The sequence below is a fragment of the Streptomyces plumbidurans genome (genome assembly GCF_019857225.1).
GTDB classification, from domain to species: Bacteria; Actinomycetota; Actinomycetes; order Streptomycetales; family Streptomycetaceae; genus Streptomyces; species Streptomyces plumbidurans.
In genome coordinates this window covers 144,492-156,444 of sequence record NZ_JAFJSY010000011.1, presented here as the reverse complement: position 1 = coordinate 156,444, position 11,953 = coordinate 144,492, and the positions used below count along the sequence as shown (strand labels likewise).

Sequence of the window (11,953 nt, the reverse complement as noted above, 5' to 3'; positions counted from 1 at the left end):
CGTTTCATGACAGCCTGTGCCCGATTCCGCGCACTGTGGTCAGGCTGAGGCTGCTGCCGGCTTCGCGGAGTTTGCGGCGCAGTCGGCTCAGGTACTGGTCGAGGGTGTTGTCGCTGACCTGTGCGCCGTCCGGCCAGGCGGTCCTGACCAGCTCGCGGCGGGGCACGAGGGTGCCTGCCGCGGCCACCAGCGTGGCCAGCAGACGGAACTCCGTGGGGGACAGGTCGACGTGGCTCCCGCCGACCTGCGCGGTGTGCCGGGTCGCGTCCAGGACCAGATCTCCGGCCGTCGCCACGGCCGGTGGCGCGGCCCGTTTGAGCGCGGCCCGCAACCGGGCGACGAGCTCGGCGAGATGGAACGGTTTGGGCAGGTAGTCGTCGGCCCCGGCGGAGAATCCGGACAGCCGGTCGGTGAGGTGCCGGCGGGCTGTCAGGAAGATGATCGGGGCGCCGAAGCCGTTGGCGCGCAGCGCCTGGCACACGTCCCGGCCGTCCGCGTCGGGCAGCCCGACGTCCAGGACGACCGCGGCGATGTCGCCGCCGGCCAGCCGCAGGGCCGTGGCGCCGTCGGCAGCCGGCACGGGCTCGAAGTCCTCGTCCAGAAGGCCGCGGCGCAGCACGTCACGCAGGGCGTGATCGTCCTCGACGACCAGGATTCTCTGCCGCATGGCCCTCCGTCGGACAAATTCACGTAGACCGCTTACCGACTACATCCTTGTAGACGTCCGCTGAACCGTAGACGCTCGACTGGAGGCCGGAAGTTCCCGCCTCCGTTCGTGACGCGGAGTCGTCCGATATGCGCGCGGCGGCCCGTGGGGAATCGCACGCGCCGAGCTTACCTCTACGAGATGTAGTAGATGTTCTGGGACGGCGAGCCAGAGGAGACGGGCGTCATGGCTGACACCGATCGCATCGGGACCGGTACCGGGACTCGGCGGCGTGCGGCCACGAACCCGGCGGCGCCACCCCCGGCCCCGGCACGGGCGACCGGTGGGCCGGACACCGGGCCCCAGCCTCTGCACCGCGGGATGACTCTCGTGGCCACGATCAGCCTGTTCATCGGGGCCCGGGCCGCCTGGACCCACGCCATGGCCACCCGTCCGGCCGTCGCCGGCGTCATCTCACTCTGTTACGCCTCGATCCTCATCTGTGCCGTCGCCGGCCTCCTCGTGCGGAGCCGCCGTGCGCTGCTCAGGGTCGACGCCGTCGTCCTGGCGACCGCTGTCGCGCTGGTGATCTGCGGCTACCTGCTCGATCACTCGGGCACCGACGAGGGGGTGCTGACCGCCCAGGCGGCGAACGAGATCCTGCACGGCCATCGGGTCTACGGCCAGCCATGGCCCTGGCTGTTCGGCACACCGCGCGTCGGGATCACCAAGACCATGTCCGGGGGCGCCGACTACACCTACGGCTACCCGCCGCTGACCGCGCTGCTCGCGGCCCCGGTGCACGCCGTCGTCCACTCGGCGGCGGCCGCCACCCTGGTCACCACGGTCGCGTTCATCGTCTCGTCGGTCCTGTTGTGGTTCCTGCTTCCGGCGCCCTGGAGGCCGGCGGCCACCGCGGTCTGCCTCGGCTTCGGATTTCTGCCGCACTACGCCTACGCGGGCTACCCCGCGATCACGGCTCTCGCTCTGCTCGTCCCTGTCGTGGTCCGCTGGCCGGTCACGGGTGCGGGTGGTCATCTCGGCTCCAGGGGAGTGCTGCGGGCGGCGTGCCTCGGCGCCGCCTGCGCGGCTCAGCAACTCGCCTGGTTCCTCGTCCCGTTCCTGCTGATCGGGCTGTACGCCGTCAGGCGCGGGGAACTGGGCCGGAGGCGGGCAGCGGCGGTGACCGCACGCTACACGGCCACCGCCGCTCTCACCTGGGCCGCGGCCAACGCCTACTTCGCTGTCGCGGACTTCCCGGCCTGGCTGCACGGCGTGCTGCTGCCGCTCGACCAGAAGGCGATCCTGCACGGCCAGGGCCTGATGGGCATCTCCTACTACTTCACCAACGGCAGCAGCCGCCTCGACTACTACTCCTACGGCAGCCAGCTGCTCCTGTTCGGCCTGCTCGCCGCCACCGTGCTGTTCGTCCGCCGGCTCGGCCCCGCCCTGACCGTGCTGCCGTGGTCGGTGTTCTATCTCGCGACCCGCTCCCAGGACGGTTACTTCCTGATGATGACCCCGCTGTGGCTGGCGGCAGCCGCCACCGTCCCCGCGGCCGCGTTCGCCACCGCCTGGCAGCCGCGTCTTCCCCACGTCACCGGCGACCGCGCGAAAACCGTCCTGGCGGCCGGGTTGCTCACCCCCGCCCTGCTGTGCGTCGCGATCGCCGCGATGAGCCCGCCGCCCCTGCGCCTGAGTCTCTCGCCGCACTTCGCCACGCACCACGCGCGCGTGGGTGTCACCGCCATCGACGTACGGGCCGTCAACACCACCGGCACGGCCCTCACGCCGCACTTCGCGAGCCGCACCGGCCAGGGCGCCTCCAACTGGTGGAGCATCGCCTCCGGCCCCGCAGTGCTCGCCGCGCACGCCACCGGCGAATATCACGTGGAACCCGAGGGGGGCTTCCGTGCGATGCCGGCCGGCCACGGCCCGGGGACCTGTCTCATCGCGGTCACCGGCACCCCGATGACGATCACCACGGCCCACATCCCGCCAGTTCCTTCCGCGGCCTGAACCTCCTACAAGTAGTAGGAGACTGTTGGGTAGTCTGTGCGGACGGGGGGCGAAGGGAGGATTCCGGTGGAAGAACCAGGGGATGAGGGCGCGTCCGGGGTGTTGGGGCGGCGGGCCCGCGGTGAACTGGAGAGCGATGTCCTTGCCGCGCTCTGGGCCTCCGACGGACCTCTGACGGCACGCCAGGTCCGTGGGGCGCTGCGAGGCGACCTGGCTTATACGACCGTCCTGACCATCCTGTCGCGGCTGTACGAAAAAGGCATGCTCGTCCGGCACCGCGAGGGCCGCAGCTATGCGTACGAGCCGGTGCGGGACGAGGCGTCGCACACCGCCCAGCGCATGCGCTCGTTGCTGGAGGGTGGTTCCGACCGGCAGGCGGTTCTGGCGCGCTTCGTCTCGGAACTGTCCGAGCAGGACGAGCACTTGCTGCACCAGCTCCTGTCCGGGAGCGAAGCCCGCGTCGAGGACGACCGCTCCGGGGGGAGGGCGTAAGGCCGTGCTGTACAGCGTCTACGTCCCCTTCGCGGTCACGGCCGTGCTCGCCGTTTTCGCGCCCCGACTGGTACGAGCGCTGCCCCCACGTCGCGCTGCCTGGGCACTGGCCTGTGCCGCACTCGTGACGGCGGTCGGCTGGGCGGGGGCGCTCACCCTGCTCGCCTTCACCGGCGTGGCACAGATCCCGGAGATCGCGGAAGAAGGCCGCTGGTCGGTGGCCGTGCTGAGGGCCGAGGACCCGGTCTACCTCGTCGTTGCGGGAGGCAGCGCCCTGATACTGGCCGTCGGCGTCGTCTCGCTCGGTGTGGCCGCCGTGAACCAGGTCCGGCACTTCGTCCGGGCGCGGCGGGAGTGCGCCCGGCTGCCCGAGGCCACGGAGCTGGTAGTGGTGGACGATGACGTCCCGATGGCCTTCGCGCTGCCCGGGGCACCGGGCAGGATCGTCGTCTCCCGGGGGATGCTGCACTGTCTCACCGACCGCGAGCGCGAGGCCCTCCTCGCGCACGAGCGGGCTCACCTGCGCCGGCGGCACCACCTCTTCCAGAGTCTGTGGAGGCTCACGGCGGCCCTGAACCCGCTGCTGAGGCCGCTGGTTGCTGCGGGCGAGTTCGTCCTCGAGCGCTGGGCGGACGAGGAGGCCGCGGAGCACGTCGGCGACCGTGCGATCGTCGCGCACGCTGTCGGGCGCGCCGCGCTGGCGTCCGCCGGTGCCTCGCGTCCGGCCGCGCTGGCCGCGACCGGCGGGGAGGTTCCGCAGCGGGTACGGGCCCTGCTGGCTCCGCCACCTGCCCGACGTAGTCTGCCTCTGGCAGTCGGCGGCCTGTTGCTCGCCGTGTGTTGTGTCAGCCTCGCGAATGCCGCATCCGACAGCGATCGGATGGTGGACAGCGCGCAGTGCGCGTCGTATGCCGCTGCCGCTGCCGCGGGCGCACCGCCCGCGGGAGACCACCGGTACGGGCCCGACTTCAGTTGCGGGGAACACGGATGACCGCGTGTTTCCGGAGCGCCATCCGTAGGAGAGCGGTCGGGGGCCGAGCCATGTTCACCGAGGCAACGGCCGGGGCCGCCACCCCCCACAGGAGAGGCCCCGGCCGTCGCGCGGCACGGGCCGCGCGGCGACCCGTACTTCCTACAGCGCCGTGAGTGCGGTTTCTGTCACACCGCAGGCGTTCCGTCCCCATCACATGTGGTTGCGCGTTGTACGAACATGGACGAGCAGTGGTTTCAGGCCGTAACGTGCCTTTCGCGCCGGGCGCGGAAGACGAGATGATCATCGTAACGATCGGCGGCCTCGACGCCACGACCACCGAACGAGGAACCACTGGTGCTGGGGGACGACGCGGAGCTGACGGCCGCGGTGCTTGCGGCGCAGGACGGGAACGAGACCGCGTTCCGGACTGTGTACCGCGCGGTGCACCCGCGCCTGCTCGGATACGTCCGGACACTGGTCGGCGACCCGGACGCCGAGGACGTCGCGTCCGAGGCCTGGTTGCAGATAGCCCGTGACCTGGAGCGCTTCGAGGGCGACGCGGACCGCTTCCGCGGCTGGGCCGCCCGGATCGCCCGCAACCGCGCGCTGGACCACATACGCATGCGCGGCCGCCGCCCCGCCATCGGCGGCGACGAGACGGAACTGACCGGCAGGCCCGCCGAGTCCGACACCGCCGGCGAGGCCATGGAGTTGCTGGCCACCGACAGCACGCTCTCGCTGATCGCCAGCCTGCCCCAGGACCAGGCCGAGGCCGTGGTGCTGCGGGTGGTCGTCGGCCTCGACGCCAAGACCGCCGCCGAGACGCTCGGCAAGCGCCCCGGAGCCGTCCGTACGGCGGCGCACCGGGGCCTGAAGCGGCTGGCCGAACTGCTCGCCGACGATCCGGAATCGGCCGGTGGTCTGGACGGTCTGCCACCCCAGCGAGAACCGCGCGGTGCCGCGGTGACGTCCGCGAGTGTGACGCATACGCGTGCGCGGACGCAGAAGGACATGTGATGGCCGACGAGCAGTACAAGTGGCTGGACCGCGAAACAGCGGAGCTTTTGCTGCGCGGTGCGTCACTGGAGGCTGTCGACGCGGCCGACCGCGACCAGGCCGAGCGGCTGGCGAAAACCCTCGACGGACTGACCGTCGAACCCGCCCTGAGCAGCACCGAACTCCCCGGCGAGGCCGCCGCGCTGGCCGCCTTCCGCGCCGCGCGGTCCGCCTCCCGCGCCGGGCCCACGGCCACCGGTCCGCACCCCGCGGCACCCGCCGAACCCGGAGCCCCCTCTCCGTCCGACGCCGGGCTGATCCGCATCGGCGCACCCGCCCGGCGCGAGCCGCGCTCCCACAGCTTCCGGTCCGCGCGCTACGTGCTCACGGCCGTACTGACGGCCGGCATGATCGGCGGGGTCGCGTTCGCGGCCACAAGCGGAGTGCTGGGCCCCTTCGGCGACGACACGCCCAACCCCGGGGCGTCGGTCACGGCCGGGGTCACCCCGAACCGCCCACTGGTCTCGCCCTCGCCCGACAACGCCCGCCGCGAGCCCACACCCCACAGCTCCTCCGGCCGCCCCACCGGCCCGGCCACCGAGCCCGGCGGCGCCGTCTCCGCCAGACCCGGCTCCGACGACGACCGGAGCGCCGGCTTCGGCCACTGGTGGAGCGGAGCCCCCTCGGCCTGCAGCGACGTACGCCACGGCAAGAAGCTGAGCCCCGACCGCAGACGGGCCCTGGAGGACGCGGCGGGCGGCTCCAGCCCGCGGCGCGTGTGGAAGTACTGCAAGCGCGTCCTCGCCCTGACCGAGGGCGCGGGCCCGGGCAGGGACCGGGACACGAACGGGTACAAGGACCGGTCGGACGACCGGGACGGCAGGAGCAAGGGCGACTCCGGCGGCCAGGACGGGCAGGACGGGCACGACAACGACAGCGGCCAGGGCGGCGACCAGGGCGACCAGGGCGGTGACGACGACGGCCACGGCATACTGCCGGGTGGCGTCGGCGGTACCGGCGTGTCGCCCTCCGTGCACCCCCTGCTGCCCAAGCAGCTGATCAAAACCCCCGAGCCGTCGCCGAGCACCACCTACAGCGCCCTCTGAAGCCCCGCTGTCACGCCCTCAAACGCCCGCCGTCACACCCGCTGACCTGCGACGATGTGATGCGGCACATTTTCCCCGGCTTTTCCCCGCCACCCCAGTAACGTTTTCGGCCGCACCCGCGCAGTACTGAGTGAGCCGACTGGTCATCGGCCGTCGCACAGAGCCGGGGTTCCCCCCGTACCCACGGCTCGTGCACCTAGGCGCGGGCGGGACACGTTCCCCCGGTCCCGCCCGCGCCCCGCACACTTCTTCCGCCCCGGCGACGTCACCGGTACACGACGACCTTGTCGCCGGTCCTGACCTGCGCGTAGAGATCCGAGATCGCCGCCTCGTCGCGGACGTTCACGCAGCCGTGCGAGGCTCCCACGTAGCCGCGGGCGGCGAAGTCGTAGGAGTAGTGCACGGCCTGGCCGCCGCTGAAGAACATCGCGTACGGCATGGACGAGTCGTAGAGCGTCGACCAGTGGTGGCGGGACTTCCAGTACACGTGGAACACGCCCTCGCGGGTCGGCGTGCCCGTCGCGCCGAAGCGGACCGACATCGTCGAGACGGTCCGGCCGTCGATCATCCAGCGCAGGGTCCGGCTCGTCTTGTCGATGCACAGCACCCGCCCGGTCAGACAGCGCGGATCGGCGGGTCCGGCGGGCTGGCCGCCCATCAGATACAGCTCCCACTTGCCGGGCTCGTGCGTCATCCGCCGCAGCCGCTGCCAGGTGACGGTGTCCGTCTCACCCGTCTTCGGCAGCCCGCGCTTGCCCTGGAACCCCTTGACCGCGTCCTCGGTCAGGTCGTCGTACGTCCCGGTCGGACCGTCGAAGAGCCAGTCGACCTGCCGCAGCCGGGCCTGGAGTTCCCGTACGCCGTCGCCGCTGTCGCCGCGGGACCACAGCACCGGGGCGCCGGACGTGGCCGAGGGCGCGCTCGGCCCGTCGTCGGTGGAGCCCGTACCGCCCGGCTTGTCGTCGGACCGGTTGTCGTCGGACCGGGTGGAGGGCGCCTTGCTGCCCGGCAGCTCTATGTGCACCGGCGAGTGGCCCTTGCCGTCGGCGCCCTGGACCGTACAGCCGCACACGGTGAACAGGGCCGCGAGTGCCGCACCTGCGGCGATCGATCTCCCCATGCCCGTAGTACGCACCACGACCCCCCTCGTTCTCACCCACCGACCCGCGGGTCACCCCAGATGCTGCCCGCGGATGACTCCTCGCGAACAGCGGGGCATGGTGGTGACCGGGACGGTGAGAGTGCCACCCGGGTCCTCACCGGTCCGCACCCAGCGGGAGGCGGTACACCATGGCACGCGAGTCGGAGTCCCGACTGCCCATCGAACCGGTCTACGGGCCGCAGGACCTCGCGGGCTGGGACCCGGCCGAGAAGCTGGGCGAGCCGGGGTCGTACCCCTTCACCCGAGGCGTCTACCCGTCGATGTACACGGGCCGCCCGTGGACCATGCGCCAGTACGCCGGTTTCGGTACGGCGACCGAGTCCAACGCCCGCTACCGGCAGCTGATCGCCCACGGCACGACGGGCCTGTCGGTCGCCTTCGACCTGCCCACCCAGATGGGCCACGACTCCGACGCGCCCCTCGCGCACGGCGAGGTCGGCAAGGTGGGGGTGGCCATCGACTCGATCGACGACATGCGGGTGCTGTTCGGCGGGATCCCGCTGCACGAGGTCTCGACGTCGATGACCATCAACGCACCGGCCGCCCTGCTGCTGCTCCTGTACCAACTGGTCGCCGAGGAGCAGGGAGTGAGCGCCGACCGGCTCACCGGCACCATCCAGAACGACGTGCTGAAGGAGTACATCGCGCGCGGGACGTACATCTTCCCGCCGGGGCCCTCGCTCCGGCTGACCGCCGACATCTTCAGGTACTGCCGGGCCGAGATCCCGAAGTGGAACACGATCTCGATCTCCGGCTACCACATGGCCGAGGCGGGCGCGTCGCCCGTGCAGGAGATCGCCTTCACGCTCGAGGACGGCATCGAGTACGTCCGCACGGCGGTCGCCGCCGGCATGGACGTGGACGACTTCGCGCCGCGCCTGTCCTTCTTCTTCGTGGCCCGTACGACGATCCTGGAGGAGGTCGCCAAGTTCCGTGCGGCGCGCAGGATCTGGGCCCGGGTGATGCGCGAGGAGTTCGGCGCGAAGAACCCCAAGTCGATGATGCTGCGCTTCCACACGCAGACGGCCGGGGTGCAGCTGACGGCCCAGCAGCCCGAGCTGAACCTGGTCCGGGTCGCGGTCCAGGGCCTCGGCGCGGTCCTCGGCGGCACCCAGTCGCTGCACACCAACTCCTTCGACGAGGCGATCGCGCTGCCCACCGACAAGTCCGCGCGCCTGGCCCTGCGCACCCAGCAGGTGCTGGCGTACGAGACGGACGTGACGGCGACCGTCGACCCCTTCGCCGGCTCCTACGTCGTCGAGCGGATGACGGACGACGTCGAGGCGGCGGCGCTCGACCTGATGCGGAAGGTCGAGGACCTGGGCGGCGCGGTCGGCGCCATCGAGCACGGCTTCCAGAAGGCCGAGATCGAGCGCAGCGCCTACCGGATCGCCCAAAAGACCGACTCCGGCGAACGGGTCGTGGTCGGCGTCAACCGCTTCCAGCTGGACGAGGAGGAACCGTACGAGCCGCTCCGCGTCGACCCGGCCATCGAGGCCCAGCAGGCGGAGCGGCTCGCGAAACTGCGCGCCGAGCGCGACCAGCCGGCCGTGGACGCCGCCCTCGCCGCCCTGAAGCAGGCGGCCGAGGGCGAGGGCAACGTTCTGTATCCGATGAAGGAGGCGCTGCGGGCGCGGGCAACCGTGGGCGAGGTGTGCAACGCGTTGCGGGAGGTGTGGGGGACGTATGTCCCGAACAATGTGTTCTGAGCTGGGCGAATACTCCGTATGAGTGATCATGAGCCGAGTCGGCCGGTATCCGGTTACTCTCGTTGCAGAGTGGGCCCCAAAAGGAGGACGCCATGGCCGTAATGCAGCAGGAGCTGACCCTGGGCGAGGCTGCCGACCAGCTCGCCCGTGCACTGCCTGGCCACCGCGTGGAGATTCTCCAGGGGAGGCTCGTTGTGACACCGCCGCCGGATGGCTCGCGTGCCCTGTCGTTGTCCTGGCTGGTCGTGGAGTTCCATGGGGCCGGAGCCCGGAAGGCCGGGGTCAGGTACGTCCAGGGAGTGGGCCTCTGGCTGCCCACGTTGCCGCAGGACTTCGCCATCCCCGACTTCTCTGTCGTCGACGAGGACTTCCGCGACGCCCACGTCACGAAGAACTACTACGCGCCGAACGTCTTCCGCATGGTCGTGGAAGTGACGTCGTCGAACTGGTCGGACGACCTCGGCCCCAAGGTCGAGTGCTACGCCCAGGCCGGTGTCCCCGTCTACCTCATCGCCGACCGCAAGCACGACGAGGCGCTTCTCTACGCCGACCCCACCAACGGCAAGTACCCCGACCCCGTCCGCTACAAGCGAGGCCAATCCGTCCCCGTCCCCGACTCCGTAGGCGTCAGCCTCGAACTCTCCGTGGACACCCTCCTCGACGGCGACGACTGATCACCGGCGCAGGCCGAACCGCGCGAGGTACTCCTCGATCCCGTCCGCCGAGTCGCCCGCCAGACCGACGTAACCGTCCGGACGTACCAGGAACAGCCCCTTCCCATACGGCAGTTGAGCCGCCCCCTGCACACAGCGCACCGACTCCGGCAACCCGGGCGCGTCCACGCCGAAGGCCAGCAGCGTCCAGTGCGGTCCCCGGAACGCGTCGAAGAGCCGCTTGCCCGCCACCCGAGTGTCCGGTGCGCGGTCGCCCGCCCGCACCTCGGCGTCCATGTCCGTGTCCGTGTCCGCCGTAGGCCGAGCGTCCTCGCTCAGTGACGACTCCCGGTAGCCGAGCCCCAGTTGCATCGTCGCCGCCCCGCGCTGCACCTCGCCGCGGTGCACGCCCGTGGAGACGCCGAGCATCTGCGCGGCGATGGGGCGCCGTTCCTCCTCGTAGGTGTCCAGGAGGGCCGGGTCGGCCCCGTCCCGCAGCACCGCGCCCAGCTTCCAGCCCAGGTTGTAGGCGTCCTGGACGCTGGTGTTGAGGCCCTGGCCGCCGGCGGGGGAGTGGACGTGCGCGGCGTCCCCGGCGAGGAAGACGTGCCCGGAGCGGAAGCGGTCCGCGAGGGCCGCCCGCGGCCGGAACTCCGAGGCCCAGCGGACCTCCGTGATGTCCTCGGGCGCGAGATGCGAGCGGGCGGCGGTGACCTTGCGGATGGCATCCAGGGACGTGTCCACCGTGGTGCCCTGCGGGAACTGGGCGACCAGCTGGAAGTCCTCGGTGCCGGCGAGCGGGCAGATCGCCAGGAAGCCGTCGTCGCCGTTCGGCGGGAACACATGCCAGTTGTCGCGGTCCAGGCCGGTGATCCGGACGTCGCAGACCAGGACCGGGTTCGGGTCGACGGTCTCGCCGGTCATCCCGATGCCGAGCGCGCGCCGCACGGCCGAGCGGCCGCCGTCGGCGGCGACGACGTAGCGGGCGCGCAGGTCGGGGCCGGACGCGCAGTGCAATGTCACATATTCCTCGTCCTGGTCGAGCCCGGTGATCTCCCGCCCGAACTCCACCCGCCCGCCCAGCTCCTCGAGCCGGTCGAAGAGGATCTCCTGTGTCCGCCACTGCGGCACCATCCACGGCACGTTGAACGCCGAGTCGCCCGCCGCGCGCTTGATCTCCTCGGGGTCGAGCATGACGTGCTCGCCCACCCGCTCGCCGTCCTTCCAGACCATCCCGACCGGGTACGTCCCCCCGGCCGCCTGGATCGCGTCCATCACCCCGAGGTCCTCCAGGACCTCCATGGTGCGCGGCTGCAGACCCTTGCCGCGGGAGCCCGGGAAGAGCCCGTCCGCCTTCTCCACGACCAGCGCGTCCACTCCGCGCCGGGCGAGGTCGACGCCCAGGGCAAGGCCGGTGGGGCCCGCGCCGACGATCACGACATCCGTCGTACTCATGATCCACTCTCCTTAACGCTGTTAAGTGCCGTCAACCCCGAGGATGCCCTTAACGCTGTTAAGCTGTCAAGTGTGAGTACGGAGAAACGCGCGCCCCTCGACCGCAAGCGGGTCGCCGACACGGCCCTGAAGCTGCTGAACGAGACCGGCCTGGACGGTCTGACGCTGCGGGCCATCGCCAAGGAGCTGGACGTCAAGGCGCCCGCTCTGTACTGGCACTTCAAGGACAAGCAGGCGTTGCTGGACGAGATGGCGACGGAGATGTACCGCCGGATGGTCGCCGGAACCGCTCTCGACCCGGACGACACCTGGCAGGAGCGCATGCGCAAGGTCAACCACGGGCTGCGCGCGGCCCTGCTCGCCTACCGCGACGGAGCGCGGGTCTACAGCGGCTCACGCTTCACCGGGACCGACCACGCCCGGGAGATGGAGGAGAACCTGCGGCTGTTCACCGCGGCCGGCTTCACGCTCGCCGAGACGGTCCGCGCGAACGCCACCGCGTACGCGTACACCATCGGCTTCGTCATCGAGGAGCAGGGCGTCAAGCCGCTGCCGGGGGAGCGGCGCGAGGGCTACGACCTCGGGGACCGCGCCCGCATGCTGGCCGAGTACCCGCTCGCGGCCGCGGCCGGAGCGGAGATCTTCGAGGACTACGACCGGCACTTCGAGGAGGGTCTGCAGCTGCTGATCGCGGGAGTCGCGGCGCAGTACGGGAGGTAGGGCGCGGCGCCGGGAAACCTGA

Annotated in this window: 11 protein-coding genes; 8 read left to right on the top strand and 3 right to left on the bottom strand. The window is 71.3% G+C overall.

Annotated elements, in window-relative coordinates; all coding sequences use genetic code 11:
• Window positions 1–4: 4 nt before the first annotated feature.
• Entirely contained in the window at window positions 5–667 is a 663-nt protein-coding gene (locus JYK17_RS10625; protein WP_108013160.1) for a response regulator transcription factor, read from the bottom strand.
• Between the two features lie 225 nt (window positions 668–892).
• Between JYK17_RS10625 and JYK17_RS10620 the strand changes: the two genes are divergently transcribed.
• The 5 genes from JYK17_RS10620 to JYK17_RS10600 all read left to right on the top strand — a co-directional run bounded on the left by JYK17_RS10620 (window position 893) and on the right by JYK17_RS10600 (window position 6,232).
• Window positions 893–2,665, top strand: a complete 1,773-nt coding sequence (locus JYK17_RS10620) for a hypothetical protein (protein ID WP_108013321.1) — start codon at window positions 893–895, stop codon at window positions 2,663–2,665.
• 66 nt (window positions 2,666–2,731) lie between these two features.
• A complete protein-coding gene (locus JYK17_RS10615; protein WP_234547928.1) occupies window positions 2,732–3,157 on the top strand; it encodes a BlaI/MecI/CopY family transcriptional regulator in 426 nt (141 codons plus the stop codon).
• A gap of 4 nt (window positions 3,158–3,161) precedes the next feature.
• Window positions 3,162–4,148 carry a M56 family metallopeptidase gene (locus JYK17_RS10610; protein WP_222810235.1) on the top strand — a complete coding sequence of 329 codons (987 nt, stop codon included), beginning with the start codon at window positions 3,162–3,164 and terminating at the stop codon, window positions 4,146–4,148.
• 336 nt (window positions 4,149–4,484) lie between these two features.
• Window positions 4,485–5,147: an RNA polymerase sigma factor gene (locus JYK17_RS10605; RefSeq protein ID WP_108013157.1), complete on the top strand. Its 663-nt coding sequence runs from the start codon at window positions 4,485–4,487 to the stop codon at window positions 5,145–5,147.
• Window positions 5,147–6,232, top strand: coding sequence for a hypothetical protein (locus JYK17_RS10600; RefSeq protein WP_108013156.1), 1,086 nt, complete (start codon window positions 5,147–5,149; stop codon window positions 6,230–6,232). The genes JYK17_RS10605 and JYK17_RS10600 overlap by 1 nt, the downstream gene beginning before the upstream one ends.
• Before the next feature lie 265 nt (window positions 6,233–6,497).
• Here the strand turns inward: JYK17_RS10600 and JYK17_RS10595 are convergent, their stop codons facing one another.
• The gene (locus JYK17_RS10595; protein WP_108013155.1) at window positions 6,498–7,352 is read right to left on the bottom strand and encodes a L,D-transpeptidase family protein; all 855 of its coding nucleotides are present in this window, start codon (window positions 7,350–7,352) and stop codon (window positions 6,498–6,500) included.
• Window positions 7,353–7,522: 170 nt separating this feature from the next.
• On the opposite strand from JYK17_RS10595, the gene JYK17_RS10590 reads away from it, so the two are divergent.
• On the top strand, window positions 7,523–9,103 hold the full coding sequence (locus JYK17_RS10590) for an acyl-CoA mutase large subunit family protein (RefSeq protein ID WP_128802765.1): 1,581 nt from the start codon (window positions 7,523–7,525) through the stop codon (window positions 9,101–9,103).
• A 92-nt stretch (window positions 9,104–9,195) separates the two neighbouring features.
• Entirely contained in the window at window positions 9,196–9,777 is a 582-nt protein-coding gene (locus JYK17_RS10585; protein ID WP_222810234.1) for a Uma2 family endonuclease, read from the top strand.
• On the opposite strand, the gene JYK17_RS10580 is transcribed toward JYK17_RS10585, so the two are convergent.
• Complete coding sequence (locus JYK17_RS10580) at window positions 9,778–11,211, bottom strand: FAD-dependent oxidoreductase (protein ID WP_108013152.1); 1,434 nt, start codon at window positions 11,209–11,211, stop codon at window positions 9,778–9,780.
• Window positions 11,212–11,283: 72 nt separating this feature from the next.
• On the opposite strand from JYK17_RS10580, the gene JYK17_RS10575 reads away from it, so the two are divergent.
• The gene (locus JYK17_RS10575) at window positions 11,284–11,931 is read left to right on the top strand and encodes a TetR/AcrR family transcriptional regulator (RefSeq protein WP_108013151.1); all 648 of its coding nucleotides are present in this window, start codon (window positions 11,284–11,286) and stop codon (window positions 11,929–11,931) included.
• Window positions 11,932–11,953 lie beyond the last annotated feature (22 nt).

Bases quoted from the DNA above. Each gene is read 5' to 3' on its own strand.
- JYK17_RS10625 (WP_108013160.1), bottom strand. From the start codon at position 667: ATGCGGCAGAGAATCCTGGTCGTCGAGGACGATCACGCCCTGCGTGAC.
- JYK17_RS10620 (WP_108013321.1), top strand. From the start codon at position 893: ATGGCTGACACCGATCGCATCGGGACCGGTACCGGGACTCGGCGGCGT.
- JYK17_RS10600 (WP_108013156.1), top strand. From the start codon at position 5,147: ATGGCCGACGAGCAGTACAAGTGGCTGGACCGCGAAACAGCGGAGCTT.
- JYK17_RS10595 (WP_108013155.1), bottom strand. From the start codon at position 7,352: ATGGGGAGATCGATCGCCGCAGGTGCGGCACTCGCGGCCCTGTTCACC.
- JYK17_RS10590 (WP_128802765.1), top strand. From the start codon at position 7,523: ATGGCACGCGAGTCGGAGTCCCGACTGCCCATCGAACCGGTCTACGGG.
- JYK17_RS10585 (WP_222810234.1), top strand. From the start codon at position 9,196: ATGGCCGTAATGCAGCAGGAGCTGACCCTGGGCGAGGCTGCCGACCAG.
- JYK17_RS10580 (WP_108013152.1), bottom strand. From the start codon at position 11,211: ATGAGTACGACGGATGTCGTGATCGTCGGCGCGGGCCCCACCGGCCTT.